At 59.6% G+C, this 15,492-nt stretch carries 14 protein-coding genes and 1 pseudogene; 6 read left to right on the forward strand and 9 right to left on the reverse strand.

The annotated features are described in order from the left end of the window. Positions 1 to 2 precede the first annotated feature (2 nt). Positions 3 to 814 (reverse strand): annotated as a pseudogene (locus M2397_RS22385) (MFS transporter). 174 nt (positions 815 to 988) lie between these two features. Here M2397_RS22385 and M2397_RS22390 point away from each other — a divergent pair. Then, on the forward strand, positions 989 to 3,187 hold the full coding sequence (locus M2397_RS22390; RefSeq protein WP_259244436.1) for a TonB-dependent siderophore receptor: 2,199 nt from the start codon (positions 989 to 991) through the stop codon (positions 3,185 to 3,187). Between the two features lie 185 nt (positions 3,188 to 3,372). On the opposite strand, the gene M2397_RS22395 is transcribed toward M2397_RS22390, so the two are convergent. After that, positions 3,373 to 4,221, reverse strand: a complete 849-nt coding sequence (locus M2397_RS22395) for an SDR family oxidoreductase (protein ID WP_259244437.1) — start codon at positions 4,219 to 4,221, stop codon at positions 3,373 to 3,375. Between the two features lie 87 nt (positions 4,222 to 4,308). Between M2397_RS22395 and M2397_RS22400 the strand changes: the two genes are divergently transcribed. Next, positions 4,309 to 4,719, forward strand: a complete 411-nt coding sequence (locus M2397_RS22400; protein WP_259244438.1) for a helix-turn-helix domain-containing protein — start codon at positions 4,309 to 4,311, stop codon at positions 4,717 to 4,719. 106 nt (positions 4,720 to 4,825) lie between these two features. On the opposite strand, the gene M2397_RS22405 is transcribed toward M2397_RS22400, so the two are convergent. Both M2397_RS22405 and M2397_RS22410 read right to left on the reverse strand, forming a co-directional pair. After that, positions 4,826 to 5,536 carry a hypothetical protein gene (locus tag M2397_RS22405; protein ID WP_259244439.1) on the reverse strand — a complete coding sequence of 237 codons (711 nt, stop codon included), beginning with the start codon at positions 5,534 to 5,536 and terminating at the stop codon, positions 4,826 to 4,828. Positions 5,537 to 5,715: 179 nt separating this feature from the next. Next, on the reverse strand, positions 5,716 to 6,894 hold the full coding sequence (locus tag M2397_RS22410; RefSeq protein WP_259244440.1) for an aldo/keto reductase: 1,179 nt from the start codon (positions 6,892 to 6,894) through the stop codon (positions 5,716 to 5,718). A gap of 188 nt (positions 6,895 to 7,082) precedes the next feature. On the opposite strand from M2397_RS22410, the gene M2397_RS22415 reads away from it, so the two are divergent. Then, the gene (locus M2397_RS22415; RefSeq protein ID WP_259244441.1) at positions 7,083 to 8,063 is read left to right on the forward strand and encodes an AraC family transcriptional regulator; all 981 of its coding nucleotides are present in this window, start codon (positions 7,083 to 7,085) and stop codon (positions 8,061 to 8,063) included. Positions 8,064 to 8,070: 7 nt separating this feature from the next. Here M2397_RS22415 and M2397_RS22420 read toward each other — a convergent pair whose 3' ends face one another. Beyond that, positions 8,071 to 8,580 carry an Lrp/AsnC family transcriptional regulator gene (locus M2397_RS22420; RefSeq protein WP_131698884.1) on the reverse strand — a complete coding sequence of 170 codons (510 nt, stop codon included), beginning with the start codon at positions 8,578 to 8,580 and terminating at the stop codon, positions 8,071 to 8,073. A 198-nt stretch (positions 8,581 to 8,778) separates the two neighbouring features. Between M2397_RS22420 and M2397_RS22425 the strand changes: the two genes are divergently transcribed. From M2397_RS22425 to M2397_RS22435, 3 genes are all read left to right on the forward strand, one after another. Continuing rightward, complete coding sequence (locus M2397_RS22425) at positions 8,779 to 9,795, forward strand: 1-aminocyclopropane-1-carboxylate deaminase (protein WP_145337121.1); 1,017 nt, start codon at positions 8,779 to 8,781, stop codon at positions 9,793 to 9,795. A gap of 127 nt (positions 9,796 to 9,922) precedes the next feature. Beyond that, positions 9,923 to 10,387 (forward strand): transketolase, encoded by a 465-nt coding sequence (locus M2397_RS22430; protein WP_131698882.1) that lies wholly within the window; start codon positions 9,923 to 9,925, stop codon positions 10,385 to 10,387. Between the two features lie 47 nt (positions 10,388 to 10,434). Further along, positions 10,435 to 10,857 carry a hypothetical protein gene (locus M2397_RS22435; protein WP_131698881.1) on the forward strand — a complete coding sequence of 141 codons (423 nt, stop codon included), beginning with the start codon at positions 10,435 to 10,437 and terminating at the stop codon, positions 10,855 to 10,857. A gap of 46 nt (positions 10,858 to 10,903) precedes the next feature. Here M2397_RS22435 and M2397_RS22440 read toward each other — a convergent pair whose 3' ends face one another. From M2397_RS22440 to M2397_RS22455, 4 genes are read right to left on the reverse strand one after another with little or no spacing between them, the layout of a single operon-like run. After that, positions 10,904 to 12,058 (reverse strand): M20 family metallopeptidase, encoded by a 1,155-nt coding sequence (locus tag M2397_RS22440; RefSeq protein WP_131698880.1) that lies wholly within the window; start codon positions 12,056 to 12,058, stop codon positions 10,904 to 10,906. Continuing rightward, a complete protein-coding gene (locus tag M2397_RS22445) occupies positions 12,055 to 13,479 on the reverse strand; it encodes a M20 family metallopeptidase (protein ID WP_259244442.1) in 1,425 nt (474 codons plus the stop codon). The genes M2397_RS22440 and M2397_RS22445 overlap by 4 nt, the downstream gene beginning before the upstream one ends. After that, on the reverse strand, positions 13,476 to 14,465 hold the full coding sequence (locus tag M2397_RS22450; protein WP_131698878.1) for an ABC transporter ATP-binding protein: 990 nt from the start codon (positions 14,463 to 14,465) through the stop codon (positions 13,476 to 13,478). Before M2397_RS22450 ends, M2397_RS22445 begins: the two co-directional genes overlap by 4 nt. Further along, the gene (locus M2397_RS22455) at positions 14,462 to 15,478 is read right to left on the reverse strand and encodes an ABC transporter ATP-binding protein (protein WP_145337125.1); all 1,017 of its coding nucleotides are present in this window, start codon (positions 15,476 to 15,478) and stop codon (positions 14,462 to 14,464) included. The genes M2397_RS22450 and M2397_RS22455 overlap by 4 nt, the downstream gene beginning before the upstream one ends. Between the last annotated feature and the right edge of the window lie 14 nt (positions 15,479 to 15,492).

The following is a 15,492-nucleotide window of genomic DNA, read 5'->3' on the forward strand; positions in this document are numbered from 1 at the left end:
AATCAACGATTGGACGGCACGGACACCGGCCAGCTCCGCAACGCAACCATGGGAATCAGCGCCACTGCATAGGCCAGGCACACGAAAAGATAGGTGTATTGCAGGCCGTAGACCTGGCTCAGCAACCCACCGATGGAGATGCCGGCAATCGAGGCGAACTGCGCCATACGCTGTCGGTGCCTGCGGTCGGCGCGCGGGTGGCCACCGCCGGTTTTTTCGGTACGGGAGGCACATCCGGCAACGTCACGGCGGCGATGACGGTACAGAGTGCACAGAGCGCCGAGGCGACGATATTGATCCAGAAAAACGTCGCGAAATCGAGGATCAGGCCACCTACGACCGCGCCCAGCAGTGAGCCGACATTGGTCGATATCTGCAGGATCGAAAATAACCGGGCGCGTCGCGACGGGGCTTCGATACTGACCCCGTAAGCCTGCGCCGGGGCTATATAGCCGGCAAAGGCGCCCTGCAGAAAACGCAGGACCAGGATGACCCCGATGTCACTGGAAAACGCCAGCCCGAGCTGGGGCAGGGACAACCCCGCGAGTGCGCGGATCATCATTAATTTGTGGCCGTAGCGATCGCCGATACGGCCCCAGAATGCACTGGTCAGCATGATGCCCAGCATCGGCCCGACGTACACGGCGATGCTGGCGAAGCTGAAGACCGACTCCGAAGAGGCCAGCCCGCGCAGGTAAACGGGCCAGAACGGCCCGCTCATTTCCATCGCGCCCATGAAGACCAACTGGATCGCGAACAGAAGATAAATGAGGATTCTCACACGCGAACCCTGGATGGCACCTGTTTGGGACATGAATACTCCTTGGTCAGCCACAGGGCCATTTCACGCAAGTGTGTGAGGACCGCAGCGTCCAGTACAACCCTGGGTACCGTGCAAAAAAATTAAACGGGAGGGTGATACTTTTTCGCACGTCGACTGGCATTAGGAGTGATTCCCATTTTCTCTCGTTGAAAGGATCCTCTCGTCATGCCTGTTGCCAGTCGGCCCTGCGGTGAGCGCGTGTTAACACTCGCCATTCGAACCGCCCTGTTGAATTTCGTCATGGTCGCAGCGGGCGCCAACGCCTGGGCTGAGACATCTCCGCCTGCCGCTACGGATGACAGCACGCCCAGCCTGACCCTCGACACCACCACGATCAACGGCCGCTACAACGGCCCGACGGCGCTGCCTGAGGTCCTCCCCGGTGGGCAGGTGGCGCGTGGCGCGCGCCTGGGCATGATGGGCAACAAAGACGTGATGGACACACCGTTCAACGTCACCAGCTACACCGCCAAAACCCTCGCCGACCTGCAAACCGTCACCGTTGCCGATGCCCTGGAACGCGACCCCTCGGTGCGCTCGACCGGCCAGACCGGCGGTATCGTCGATTCGTTTTTCATTCGCGGTTTTGCCATCGGTGAAGGCAACCTGGGTGAGCTGGCCTACGACGGTGTGTATGGCGTAGCGCCCAATTACCGGGTCTTTACCGAGTACGCCGAGCGTGTCGAAGTGCTCAAGGGGCCGGGTGCCTTGATGTATGGCATCTCGCCCAACAGTGGCGTGGGTGGGGTCATCAACATCGTTCCCAAACGGCCGCTGGAGGAAGACCTGACCCGGTTCACCGGCAGCTACGCGTCAGACTCCCAGGCGGGCGGGCACCTGGATATCAGTCGGCGTTTTGGTGAGGAAAACCAGTTCGGCGTGCGCTTTAACGGCAGCTTGCAGGGCGGCGATACGGCGGTGAACGACCAGCATCGCGACGTAGGGATCGGTGCGATTGCCCTGGATTATCGTGGCGAGCGACTGCGCCTGAACTTCGACTACATCAGTCAGAAAGAAAGCTTCGACGGTGCCTCGCGCCCGTTCACCATCGCGCCGGGCGTTGACGTGCCATCCGCCCCCAATGGCCGCACCAGCCTGCCGCAAAAGTGGGGCTGGTCGGATACCAAGGAACAGTCCGCATTGCTCGGTGGCGAATACGATCTGAGCGACAACCTCACCGTGTTCGCCCATGCAGGGGGCGGCAAGTCGGATGTGAAACGCCTGTCCGACCAGGTGCCGCGCATCCTCAATGACGCGGGTGACACCAGCAACGTTCCGGGCTATTACAAGTTCAACGTCGACCGTTCTACCGCCGATGTGGGGATGCGCGGGCTCTTCGCCACCGGCCCGGTAACCCATACCACCACGCTGATGGCGACCCGTTACCAGGATGAGCTGTCGCGGGGCATCAACAACGGCACGACGATCCTCTCCAATATCTACCACCCGGTGGACACGCCCAAGCAATACATCAACGCGCCCAAGGTGTTGCGAATCTCCGAGTCGGAGCTGTCCGGCGTGGCGTTGACCGATACCCTGGGGATGCTGGATGACCGTTTCCAACTGACCCTGGGCGTGCGCCGGCAGTTTATCGAGTCACGTAATTACACTGCCGCCGGCTCCGTCAGCTCTCGTTACAGCGCCAACGCCACCACACCGTTGCTGGGTGTGGTGGTCAAGCCCTGGGAGGACGTTTCCCTCTACTACAACTACGTCGAAGGGCTGAGCAAAGGCGATGCGGCACCCGGCACGGCGAGCAACGCCGGGGAAACCTTTGCGCCGTATGAGTCCAAGCAGCACGAACTGGGGGTGAAGTATGAACACGGCACCTTCATGACCACGCTGGCGTTGTTTCAGATCGAGAAACCTGCCGGTGAACTGGGCGCCAATGGCGTGTATTCGGTGCAGGCCGAACAGCGCAACCGTGGCCTGGAACTCAGCGTGTTCGGCGAAGTGGCCACCGGTACCCGTTTGATGGGGGGCGTGACCTTCCTCGATGGCGAGCTGACCAAGTCGGCGACTGCCGCTAACCAGGGCAACAAGCCGGTCGGCGTGCCTGACATCCAGGCCAACCTGTGGGCGGAATACGATACCCCCTGGCTGGAAGGTTTCACCCTCACCGGTGGTGCGATCTACACCGACAGCCAATACGTCAACCAGGCCAATACTCAGGAACTCGACGCCTGGACCCGCATTGACGCCGGTGCGCGTTACGCCACCAAAATAGAAGGGCGGCCGACGACATTCCGCGCCACGGTACAGAACGTATTCGACCGTGAGTACTGGTCCGGCGTGGCCTCTTATGGTGCGTTTTCCCCGGGGTATCCGCGTACCTTGCAACTATCGGCTACGGTCGATTTTTGACGGGCGCCGGTATGGAGCAATCATGCACCAGCAATAACCTTCAGCCTTGCTGGTCGCCCGACCATCAATGACCCGAATTCGCCATTGCTCAACGGTGCGCAGGGGTTTACAGCCCTTGCGCTCTTTGTTGGCGTGGTTGCTCAGGTGATCGTTCTGCGAACAGGCGGCGCCACGGTGTCCTGCGATCATTGCCCTTTGAGCGCGATTGCCACTGCTGCTGAAAGTGAAGTCGTGGCCCTGCCGATCAGCGTCGAAAGCTGATGGCTATCATCGAAAAGTGCGCCTTGGGATGCGCTGATATCGTAGCCCGCCAGGGCCTGTGCGAGTGGCTCCGGGAGGCCGAAATTGATTAACGCCGAGGCGTAGTCACTTTCAGGCAAGTTCTTGTAGGGAATGTTCCTACCCGTTTGCCGAGAAACCTCGGCTGCGAGTTCCGATAACGTCCAGGCGCTGTCACCCGCCAACTCGTAGATCTTCCCCTCTTGATCGTCGCGGGTGAGCACTACGGCAGCCGCCTGGGCGAAATCTTCCCGTGTCGCCGCAGCAATCTTTCCATCACCTGCACTGCCGATAAATTCACCGGCCGATAACGCGCCGGCGATAAAGCCGGTGTAGTTCTCGGTATACCAACCATGACGCAATATCGTGAATGCCAACCCCGACGCTTTGAGCTCGGCTTCCGTTTGCCGGTGCTCCTCGGCGAGGCTCAATGAAGAGGTATCCGCGTGCAGTAAACTTGTATAAACAACGCGATTCACACCGGCTTGCTTTGCGGCGTTGATGACATTTCGATGCTGTGAAAGTCGCTTACCTATTTCGCTTGAGGAAATGAGTAGAAGCGTGTCGACTCCGTTGAGCGCCGCGACCAGCGTTTTCGGATTGTCGTAGTCGGCAGCACGTACGTTGACGCCTAGATCACTCGCCTTCTCAGGGCTACGCACCAGCGCGATTAGGTTGGACGCGGGTACTTTTTGCTTGAGTTTCTCGACAACGAGGCGGCCAAGTTGGCCGGTGGCTCCGGTGACGGCGATCATGAGGGTTCCTTTTACAAAAAGTGATAGAGCAGGCAGAGTAGGGTCTTAACTAACTTTTCGTAAGTACGTACCTAAAGGTAAGTAAGCATGTCCGATTCCGAGCCCTCTGGCGCAACTCCTCCCGCAACTATGGCCAACCGACTGCGCAGCGGTGAATTATTCGACCCGGATTGTCCCTCAAGGATCGTGCTCCAGCACGTCAGCAGCCGCTGGGGAGTATTAGTATTGGTGGCCTTGCTCGCGGGTACGCATCGCTTCAGCGATCTGCGTCGGAAGATTGGAGGCGTCAGCGAAAAGATGCTTGCGCAGACCCTCCAGTTTTTGGAGCTCGATGGCTTCGTTCTGCGCAAATCTTATCCGGTTGTGCCACCTCACGTTGAGTACAGCCTCACCCCTATGGGAACCGAGGTGGCCCGCCATGTTGAAGGCCTGGTTGACTGGATCGAGGGCAATCTGCCAAGGATTTTGGATGAACAACGCTCTCGCCAGATTTCATAACGGGCTTGCGAGCTACAGGTAAGGCTATGCGTGAGGAAGACCCGGCCGCTTTGCCGTGGTCGGCAAGCGTTGCAGTTACACGCAATGTCCAGGCTGGCCTTTATCTTCACGTTGGATGACTGAGCGAAGGAGGTCTTCTTGCTCTCGCAGCAGAGTTTAACCAGAGCAGAATGGCGGCGAGAGAGGCGGCGACTACCAGCGTAAGCCACATGATGACCAGCAGGGTGAAGGTGACACTGTTGTTTAACTCACGAAAAATGCCGAAGGCAAAAGCCGTGTACCAAGACACTCCTGAAACGGCACCGGATGCCAGAAATAAGGCCGCTCTTTTGCGGGACACGCCGAAGAGCAGGGGGCGAGTCACGTCGCGTAGTGCTTCTGGCAGCACAAGCGCGTGGATGATTATTCCATTGATGGTCAGGACGATCACCACAATGACTTTCGCCCAGAGTTTAGGGTTTTCAAACTTTTCCGGCGATTCCATCGCATAAAGGGCAAGGAAACCAAGGCCTGAAAGCCACAGAAGGCAGAGTCCAATAGTGACCGCGTCGCTGATGAAGTGAAAGGTGCGTCCGATTTCAACCGGGAGGCTGCCCCGGCGCATCCAACGCAAAATCCAGAGGTCCAGCATCGTGGCCCCACCGAGACCGAAGCACATGCCGAGCAGGTGTATACCTATAAGGAGTGTCAGCACTTTTAGCTGTGGGAGTGGAGCCGGCAATGGAACGCTAAGCGCGAGTGTGTCGGCGAGTAAGTGACCGCTGCCGGACAGCGCAAGCAGGCCGCCTAAAATCATGAAAGACGTTCGTATCTTCATTTATTACGGCCTTGGACGAGTGTTTTTAGTTGGACGCGTGCGCAGTTTATTTACTGGAATAGGCTGATCAAGCGGCTGCAATCTGCAGCGTTGCTGCAACCAGGAGGATGAGTGTCGGGTTGAATGAGGCCTGCGACGATAGCGCCACATCAGCAGGTGGCACGGGCGTAGACCCCCGCTCAGGAAGGGACCGGTGCTTGAGCATCGATCAGGTTCCGGCTCTTGAGCTCCTCCCAAAAGGCTGCTGGGATACCGATCTTCATCGCCTGCACATTGGAAACGATCTGCCCCGGCGAGCGGGCACCCGGAATGATCGCAGACACTTGCGGATGTGCTGCCGCGAACTGCAGGGCGGCAGTATGGATGTCGATGCCATGTCGTTTGGCAACCGCCATGATTCGCGCGCGCTTTTCCACCGCTCCGGCAGGCAGATCCAAACTGAAGTTATACCGGCTGCGCCCCCCCAGGAAACCATCGTTCAGTGGTGTTCCAACCACAACGCTGGTGCCCTTCCTGCTCAACGCCGGAAAGGTGTTGCGCAACGCATCGCCGTGGTCAAGGAGGGAATACTGGCAGGCAAGCAACACGATGTCGGGAGTCGGGTCATCACCGGCCATTGCCTGGACCACAGCATTCGGCGTATTGACGCCGAAGCCCCAAGCCTTGATGAGCCCCTCATCACGCATCTTTTCAAGCTCAACCATCGCCCCTGTGCGCGCAATGCGATACGCCGCTTCCCAACCGCCTTCCAGTTCGGTGTTATCGGGCGAGATGTCATGGATAAACACGATATCGATACGCGGCAGCCCCAGCCGCTGCAGGCTGTCTTCCACGGAGCGACGAGCGCCTGCTGCGGTGTAGTCATACCGGTAGTTGAAGGGCGCGGGTGACTTCCAGATGGCATGGTCCGCGCGCGGGCTACCCGCGGCAGTCAAAACGCGTCCCACCTTGGTGGAGACCACGTAGTCGTTTGGATTTTTGCCGTGCAGAAAGCGGCCCACCCGATATTCACTCAAACCAAACCCGTAGAACGGCGACGTGTCGTAAAGCCTTACACCCGCGTCCCAGGCGGCCTGTAGAACCAGGCTGGCCTGCTCGTCGCTGAGCGGTGCAAAGATATTGCCAATCTGTGTCCCGCCCATGCCAAAGCGTTGAGGCGTCATGTATCGCAGGGTAGGCGAGGGCGAATTGGAGGGCAGGTCAGTGCGCACTTGCCGGCCTTCAGTACGCATCACGCTCCCGCGCTCTGTCAGCAAAGAGGGCGCTGGGGCTGCCGAACTTGCGACACTCGATGCTGGCAGCAAAGCGGCTGCAACAGTACCCACTGCCGAGTAAGTAAGAAAATCTCGTCTGTCCATCCTACTTTCCTTTCGCGACCGAGGTTTCACGGGATCATCGAAGCCGGTATTCGTACTAGAAGTTAGAACAGCGAGGGTTGGCCGGGTGACCCTAATACGCCATATTTTTTGCACAATCCTGCCGATGCGCTTGTGTTGGTCACGCACTCTCAGCAGACTCGAACATTCCGTAAACAGGGGCGCATGTAATGACGAGCGGTTCCTTCTCGCAGTTCGGTTCCGGCCATCTGCATTCTCTGGCGTTGCGCGATCCCATACAGCCCAACGAGCGTCTGCAGGCACTTAGACGGCTGATCGAAAAAGTCACTCGGCAGATTGGTTTGAACGAGGTCTGCAAAACATCCATTCTAGGTCTGGCCTTTTATCGAATGGCTGACCTGGGTACGCCCACTTACTGCATTTATGAGCCTTGCGTGGCCATCATTCTGCAGGGGGCGAAGGAGATCACGTTCGGCGAGGAGGCCTGTGAGTTCGGGCAGGGGGCGTTCTTCGTCACGTCGGTCGACATCCCCACATTGGCCCGCGTTACCGCCGCCAGCGAGGAAACCCCCTATTTATCCGTCGTGTTGAAGCTCAACCTTTCCATGCTCAACGAGGTGATCCAGACCTTGGACGCCCCCATGCAGGAAATGGCTACTCAAGCGCGGGGCTTCGTATCCGGTGCGGCGTCGAGTGAGATGCTCGATGCATTCGCTCGACTCGCTACGCTGATCGAACGGCCACTTGAGGCAGGCTTGATGTCGGATCTGATCAAGCGGGAAATATGCGTGCGGCTGTTGTTAAGTGGTGCAGGGCAGTGGTTGCGCAGCGTCACCCGCGACGGTTACCGAGACAAGGGCATCGTGAGAGCCATTGAATGGCTGAAACATCATTACGACAAACCGCTGCACGTGGCCGATCTCGCCGAACGATCAGGAATGGCCAACTCTACGCTGCATCACAGTTTTCGCAAGCTGACAGGCACCAGCCCCGTTCAGTATCAAAAAGCGTTACGGCTGCAAGCCGCACGCAGCCTCATGTTGACCGATCGGGTAGACGTGAACACCGCCGCGTTGCGAGTCGGCTATGAAAGCGTCGCTCAATTCAGCCGGGAATATGCCCGGCGTTTCGGAGCCCCGCCCTCGAGAGACATCAAGCACGTACGGGAGCAGGGCGGAATGCTCGACTAGCGACGCTTCAAAGGGGAATGTGGGTGGTCGACAAGACCTGACGCAACCCCATGAACGATCGAATCTGGCGAACCCCAGGCAGGTAAAGCAACTGCTCCGCGTGGAGCCGGTTGAAACTGTTGCTGTCCTTGGTTCGTATCAACATGAAGTAGTCGAACTCCCCCGTCACCACATGGCACTCCATGCAGCCGGACACTTTTTGTGCGGCTGCCTCGAATGCGGCGAAGGATTCCGGTGTGGAGCGGTCCAGCACCACGCCGATCAACACCACCATCCCCGCATCCAGCGCCACAGTGTCCAGCAGTGCAACGATGCCTTTGATCAGGCCAACTTGCTTGAGCCGCTCGACGCGCCTGAGACACGCCGGTGCACTCAATTTCACCTTCTCTGCCAGCGCCACATTGGAGATGGAGGCATCTCGCTGCAGGGCCTTGAGAATGGCGCGGTCGGTTCGATCCAGCGGCTGCGGCATCGGGGTTGATACGCTTGGCTTCCTGCGAGTATTTATTGCGTTCATAACTGTTTATTCGCAATTAAAGTATGTTCGATATTTATAGCGAGAAATTATAGTTCTTTAAGTGCTAGAAGTTTGCAACACATCTTTTTGGAAATCTTCTTAATATTGAACTCATCGAAGCCCGTCTGAAAGAACCTGGAAGGCAACCTTTGCCTTTCGGTCTGGCGCTTTGATGTCCAGTAATCAAGGAGCAGCGTCATGAACTTGAATCGTTTTAAACGTTATCCGTTGACCTTCGGTCCTTCTCCCATCACGCCCTTGAAGCGCCTCAGTGAACACCTGGGTGGCAAGGTCGAGTTGTATGCCAAACGTGAGGACTGCAACAGTGGCCTGGCCTTCGGCGGGAACAAAACGCGCAAGCTGGAATATTTGATTCCCGAAGCCATCGAGCAGGGCTGCGATACCTTGGTTTCCATCGGCGGTATCCAGTCGAACCAGACCCGCCAGGTGGCCGCCGTTGCCGCTCACCTGGGCATGAAGTGCGTGCTGGTGCAGGAAAACTGGGTGAACTACTCCGATGCGGTGTATGACCGCGTTGGCAATATCGAAATGTCTCGCATCATGGGCGCCGAGGTACGACTGGACGCCGCCGGGTTCGATATCGGCATTCGGCCCAGCTGGGAGAAGGCCATGGACGATGTGGTGGAGCGGGGCGGCAAGCCGTTTCCGATACCGGCGGGTTGTTCCGAACACCCCTACGGCGGCCTTGGGTTCGTCGGCTTTGCCGAGGAAGTGCGAGAGCAGGAAAAACAACTGGGGTTCACGTTCGACTACATCGTGGTCTGCTCTGTGACCGGCAGTACCCAGGCCGGCATGGTCGTCGGTTTCGCCGCGGACGGCCGTTCGAAGAACGTTATCGGCATTGATGCCTCGGCCAAGCCGGAGCAAACCAAGGCACAGATCCTGCGTATCGCCCGGCACACCGCAGAGTTGGTGGAACTGGGCCGTGAGATCACCGAAGACGACGTCGTGCTCGATACACGTTTTGCCTACCCGGAATACGGCTTGCCCAACGAAGGCACGCTGGAAGCCATTCGTTTGTGCGGGAGCCTGGAAGGTGTGCTGACCGATCCGGTGTACGAGGGAAAATCCATGCACGGGATGATTGAAATGGTCCGCCGTGGTGAGTTCCCCGAAGGCTCGAAAGTGCTGTATGCGCACTTGGGTGGGGCGCCTGCGCTGAATGCCTACAGCTTCCTGTTTCGCAACGGCTGATTAACGCCAATAACCAGGGAGCTCACGAAGCGATGGGTGAGTCGGCATCAATATTGAATGTCACGACCCCATCGTCGAATCGCCACCCGGAGCACGTTGCTCCTATCCAACCGCCGGGAGTACCGCCATGCATGCGATAACGCAATCCGCAGTCTGGATCAAGGAGCCTTCGGCGGATGCCGGAGTGGTGATCGTTACCAGCGCCGCGTTGCCCCCGTACATGATCGACAAGCTGCACGTAGCGATAGATGAGTGGGACCAGGTGGCCTATCTAGCCGTCAAACAATCCGAGGCGTTGAGGCTCGACTGGTTGCGGGCAGGGTCCAGCCCGGAGCCGTCTGCCGGGGGCTACGCGTGCCATGCCAGCCAACTGCTGCGCGGCGTCTCCCACGGCAGCTTTTTACTGGATGTCGAAACTGGCACGGATGCCGGCATGACCTGGCTGGGATCCGTCTTTGGTCATCCGTTGCGCGTGGTCGAACTTGGAACAATAGCGTCCTCCACTGCGCACATGGATCAGCAAGTGGAGGCGGTGTTAGCGGCGACCCGAAGCCTGGCGAAAAGCGTGTTGCAGGCACGCGGCGTCATTTAACTGATGTCCTGGTCAATTTGCCTGTTGAAACAATAAAGGCATCGCTTATGAGCCAAACTGCCGATTGTCGTCCCAACGCAATGAAGTGGATGCGCGAGCCGTCAAGTTGCACGCGCATCGTGGTCATCGTGTGCGGACTTGATAGCGTTCATATTGACTTGATTCATCAAGGGTTCAGCTGTTTTGACAATGTTGCGCTGCTCCATGTCGATACGGTGGACACCGTGCCTGGCAAGCGCGTTGATGTGCAAGTGGTCAAGAGTGACTGTTCTTTTGTAGTGCTCGGTGAACTTGATGAACATTTATTGCATGGCCTTTCCATGGGCAAACGATGCATCTACTCCATAGCGCCAGACGGGACGGCCGAATGTTCGGTCATTGCAGCAGTAGAACAGGTCAAAAACTTTGCCAGAGTAAGCCATTCGCGCCACCTTGAAGCGATACCCGACAGCGGCAGGAGCTGCCTGTGAGCCTGTCGGGTCCCCTGACCTCGGCGACGCGTAGAAACCCATGACCTCAAACGCTGTCGCCGACCGCCAGAATGGTCGCCACCAGGGCCAGGGCGCGAGGCACCAGGGTGTCCAGTTCCAGGTATTCACGCTCAGTGTGGACCTTGCCGCCCACTGGACCGAGCCCGCACAGGGTTGGAACGCCCAAGCTGGCGGTGAAGCCGGAGTCGGCGCAACCACCGGTGAATTCGCCTTCGACGCTGAAGCCCAGCGCCAGTGCTTTTTGTTGGTAGAGGTGCAGCAGTCGTTCGCTGTGGCGTGCTTCCATCGGTAGAAAGGTCGTCGCTTCCTTGAGGACGGCGCGGGTGCCGATCACTTCTTCTTCGGCGACGATGGCCTGGATTGCGCTGAAGATCCGATCCCAGTGCTTGAGTTCGATGAAGCGCACGTCCAGCCGCGCGCAGGCGCTGGGCGCGACGGTATTGCTCGACGTACCGCCGGATATCAGCCCAACGTTAGTGGTGATGCCTGCCGGGTAATCGGTCAAGGCATGCAGCTTGACGATCTTGCGGGCCAGGGCCTCGATGGCGCTGGCCCCGTCGGCATGGTTGACCCCGGCATGCGCCGCGCGGCCGCTGACTTCGATGATCAGCGTAGCGCCGCCTTTGCGTGCGCTGACCACGTTGCCGCTGGCCCGGCCGGGTTCGGTATTGAGCACGGCGCGGGCGGCACGGGCGGCGTTTTCGATATGGGGCCTGGCGCTGCCGGAGCCGATTTCTTCGTCGCCGGTGTACAGGACCTGCACCGGATAGGGCAACCGGCCGGCGCGCTTGAGGGCCATGAGGGCGAAGCAATTGAGCACCAGGCCGCCTTTCATGTCGGCGACACCAGGGCCATAGGCGAGGTTGGCGTCGCGGCTGTAGCCGCGAGTCGTGGTGGTGCCTTTGGGGAACACCGTGTCGCGATGGCCCAGCAACAGCACCGGTTTTCCAGAATCGCCTGGCACTTCGGCGAGCAGCACGTCACCAAAACCCTCGACCGGCATGTGCTTGAGCAGGATGCCGTCGGCTTGCAGTTCAGCCGCGAGCAGCGCGCCCACAGCGTCGACGCCCGCCTTGTCATAGCTGTTGGAGTCGGTGTCGACGATACGCTGCAGCAGCGCCTCCATGGCTTCGCGCTGGTCAGCAAGCCAGTCCAGGGCCTGTTGTGGCGTGGCGCTCATTGCGCCTGCTCCCGTAACTGATGTTCCCGCGTCAGGCGTGCCGCGTCGTTGCCCAGGTCCCAGAACAGCCCGGCCATGATTTGCAGGCTTTCCTTGACCACCGGTGCCAGCAAGTGCTCGTTCGGCGCATGTTGCGAGCACGCCGGGTACGAGTGCGGCACCCACAATGTTGGCAAACCGAGCACGTCCGCGAACACGTCGTTGGGCAGCGAGCCACCGAGGTTTGGCAGCAGCGCAGGTTTTTTGCCGGTGGTCTGTGCCAGGGAGCTGAGCGCCCAATCGACCCAAGGGCTCTGCGGATCCAGCCGAGTGGCATGCATCACATCAATGCGGCTTTGCTTGACCTCAACATTGCTGAAGCCATGCGCATCCAGGTGGGTACGTACCGCCGGGATAAAGGTCGTGTAGTCGCTGTCGACCACGAAGCGGATATGGCAGTGGGCGTTAGCCTTGCCGGGAATCGCATGCACCGGGGCGTCTGGGTTGCCGGTCTTGAAGGCGATGACGTCGAGGGTGTTCCAGCCGAACACCTTTTCGCTCAGCGAAAGCGTCGGGTTACCCCAGTTGGCGTCGATGTCCGGATCGCCCGGTCCGCCACCAACGGCAATATCGGCCAGTGCCTGTCGAACCGGCTCCGGTAGTGTCTGAGGCATCAGGCCTGCAACTTTCACCCGACCATGTTCATCGACCATGCTCGCGATGGCATTGGCCAGGATGATGCCGGGATTGGCCAGCAACCCGCCCCAGTTACCGGAGTGATGAGCGCCTTCACGCAAATTGACCACCAGCTCGAAGTTGAACACCCCGCGTGAGCCGAGAAAAATCGTCGGGCGTGATGCCGCCAGGCGCGGGCCGTCCGAGGCGATGAAAATATCCGCTGCAAGCTCTTTGCTGTGCGCGGCACAGAATGCATTCAAGCCCGGCGAGCCTTCTTCTTCGCCCATTTCCAGCAGCAGCTTGACGTTGAAACCCAGCTTGCCTTCGCGCGCCTTTAGCGTTTGTTCCAGGGCGGTCAGGTTGATCAGGTGCTGGCCTTTGTTATCCGCCGTGCCGCGGCCGTACCAGCGATCGCCTTCGGCAATGACTTGCCACGGCGACAGTCCTTCGCGCCATTGCGCCTCATAGCCGCGCACCACATCACCGTGGCCGTAGCTGAGCACGGTCGGCAGGTCCGGGTGTTCAATGCGCGTGGCGATCATGAAGGGGCCGCGTTCTGCCACCGGGTTGTCATGGATCTTGACGCTGAAACCCATCGCCTCGACATGCGGGGTGATGAACTCATTGAGGTAGCGATACAGCTCGGGCTGGCTGTCCGCTGCCTGGCTTTCGGTGTGCAAGGCGACGCTGCGTTGGAGCAGATTGAAGAATTCGCCGTTGTCGAATTGCGCTGTGGTGTTGCTGATAGCCAGTGAACGACTCATGAGTGGACAAGCTCCAGTGTTTGGGCAGAAGTGTCGTGAAGGTGGCAACGCACGTTGCCGCCGATAAGCGGACCGTTGGCCGGGTAGGCCGTTTTGCAGGGGGCGAAGCAGCTCGGGCAGCGCGGATGGAAGGCGCAACCGGACGGCGGTGACATAGGGTTGGGGAAGGTGCCATGCAGACCGATGTCGGGAATGCCCAGGCGCGGATCGGGCGTGAGCACCGAATCCAGCAAGGCGCGGGTATAAGGGTGGCCGGGTTGAGCGAACAACGATTCGCGCGTGCGTTCTTCGACGATGCGCCCCAGGTACATCACGGCGACCCGGTCGGCGAGGTGTTCGATGACCGCCAGGTTATGGCTGATCAGCAGATAGGTCAGGCCGAATTCGCGCTTGAGGTCCTGCAGCAGATTGAGGATCTGCGCCTGCACCGACACATCCAGCGCTGAGGTGGGCTCGTCACAGATCAACACGTCAGGGCGCATGATCAGCGCTCGAGCAATCGCGACCCGCTGGCGTTGCCCGCCGGACAGCTGGCTCGGGTAGCTGTCGATCACCCGCTTGGGCAGGCCGACCACATCAAGCATCGCCTCGGTCTTCCTGCGGCGCTCGGCGGTGCTGCCGATGCCATGCACGATCAGCGGCAGGGTAACGATTTCGCGCAGGGTCTTGCGTGGATTCAGCGAGGAATACGGGTCCTGGAAAATCGGCTGAATACGCCGGGACATTTCCTTGCGATCAGTCGCCGCGAGGTGTTTGCCATTGACCAGCACATCGCCGCTGGTGGGCGGCAATAGACCGAGCAGCATCTTGGCCAGGGTACTTTTGCCGCAACCGGACTCGCCCACCAGACCGAGGGTCTCGCCACGCATCAGGCGCAGGGAAACACCATCCACGGCCTTCAGGGTGGCGGCGGGTTTGAAAAAGCCCGTGTTGATCCGAAACTCGCGGCGGATGTCACACAGCTCCAAAGCGATGTCTTTTTTCATGACCTTGCACGCTCCTGAAGGCGAATCGGTGCCGGGGCCGGGGCGGCGAGCAGGCAGCGCGCCATGTGCCCGTCCTGTTCGACTTCGGGGATGTTTTGCGCGCAGGCCGGCATCGCCTGGCCGCAACGATTGCGGAATGCACACCCTTGCTGTTCGCCGACCAGACTCGGCACCAGGCCTGGAATCGAACCCAGCGCCTCACCCGGTTTGGTCCGGCCAGGGATTGGAATACTCGCCAGCAGACCCCGGGTGTACGGATGCTGCGGGTTCTCGAACAGTTGCAGGGCAGGGGCGGTTTCGACGATTTCCCCGGCATACATCACGGCGACCCGGTCGGCGATCCGTGCCACCAGTCCAAGGTCGTGGGTGATGAAAATCACCGCCAGGCCGAGTTCTTTCTGAATGTCGCGGATCAAGCGCAGGATCTGCGCTTGAATGGTCACGTCCAGCGCCGTGGTGGGCTCATCAGCGATGATCAGGTCCGGTTCGCACATCAACGCCATGGCGATGATCACCCGCTGGCGCAGCCCGCCGGAAAGCTGATGCGGATACTGACGCAAGCGCTCGGTGGCATTGCTGATCCCGACCTTCTCCAGCATCTGCGCGGCGCGCGCCAGGGCCTCCTTGCGTGAGACCTTGCGATGCTGAGTCAGTACTTCGCTGAGTTGATCGCCAATGCTGTAGGCCGGGTTCAGCGAGGTCATCGGCTCCTGGAAGATCATCGCCAGGCGGTTGCCGCGCAGGTCGCACATGCGCCGCTCGCTCTGACCGAGCATGTCGATGCCGTCCAGCGTCAGCCGGGACGCGGTGCGTTTGGCCTTGCGTGGCAACAGGTCCATCAACGCCAACGAAGTCAGGGATTTGCCGCAGCCGGACTCCCCGACGATGCACAGCATTTCACCGCGCTCGACTTCAAAATTCAGACCGCGTACGGCATGCAGCATGTCATCCGGCGTCGGGCTGTTGCCCATGGGGATGTCCACGCGCAGGTTTTCCACATGGAGTAGTGCCATGTTCGGTGCCCTCT

The sequence above is a fragment of the Pseudomonas sp. BIGb0381 genome (genome assembly GCF_024809815.1).
Taxonomy (GTDB): domain Bacteria; phylum Pseudomonadota; class Gammaproteobacteria; order Pseudomonadales; family Pseudomonadaceae; genus Aquipseudomonas.

What these genes read in the sequence shown, in the direction of transcription:
- M2397_RS22430 (WP_131698882.1), top strand. Translation starts at nt 9,923, where the DNA reads ATGCATGCGATAACGCAATCCGCAGTCTGGATCAAGGAGCCTTCGGCG.
- M2397_RS22455 (WP_145337125.1), bottom strand. Translation starts at nt 15,478, where the DNA reads ATGGCACTACTCCATGTGGAAAACCTGCGCGTGGACATCCCCATGGGC.
- M2397_RS22405 (WP_259244439.1), bottom strand. Translation starts at nt 5,536, where the DNA reads ATGAAGATACGAACGTCTTTCATGATTTTAGGCGGCCTGCTTGCGCTG.
- M2397_RS22410 (WP_259244440.1), bottom strand. Translation starts at nt 6,894, where the DNA reads ATGGACAGACGAGATTTTCTTACTTACTCGGCAGTGGGTACTGTTGCA.
- M2397_RS22420 (WP_131698884.1), bottom strand. Translation starts at nt 8,580, where the DNA reads ATGAACGCAATAAATACTCGCAGGAAGCCAAGCGTATCAACCCCGATG.
- M2397_RS22390 (WP_259244436.1), top strand. Translation starts at nt 989, where the DNA reads ATGCCTGTTGCCAGTCGGCCCTGCGGTGAGCGCGTGTTAACACTCGCC.
- M2397_RS22400 (WP_259244438.1), top strand. Translation starts at nt 4,309, where the DNA reads ATGTCCGATTCCGAGCCCTCTGGCGCAACTCCTCCCGCAACTATGGCC.
- M2397_RS22445 (WP_259244442.1), bottom strand. Translation starts at nt 13,479, where the DNA reads ATGAGTCGTTCACTGGCTATCAGCAACACCACAGCGCAATTCGACAAC.
- M2397_RS22425 (WP_145337121.1), top strand. Translation starts at nt 8,779, where the DNA reads ATGAACTTGAATCGTTTTAAACGTTATCCGTTGACCTTCGGTCCTTCT.
- M2397_RS22395 (WP_259244437.1), bottom strand. Translation starts at nt 4,221, where the DNA reads ATGATCGCCGTCACCGGAGCCACCGGCCAACTTGGCCGCCTCGTTGTC.
- M2397_RS22440 (WP_131698880.1), bottom strand. Translation starts at nt 12,058, where the DNA reads ATGAGCGCCACGCCACAACAGGCCCTGGACTGGCTTGCTGACCAGCGC.
- M2397_RS22450 (WP_131698878.1), bottom strand. Translation starts at nt 14,465, where the DNA reads ATGAAAAAAGACATCGCTTTGGAGCTGTGTGACATCCGCCGCGAGTTT.
- M2397_RS22415 (WP_259244441.1), top strand. Translation starts at nt 7,083, where the DNA reads ATGACGAGCGGTTCCTTCTCGCAGTTCGGTTCCGGCCATCTGCATTCT.
- M2397_RS22435 (WP_131698881.1), top strand. Translation starts at nt 10,435, where the DNA reads ATGAGCCAAACTGCCGATTGTCGTCCCAACGCAATGAAGTGGATGCGC.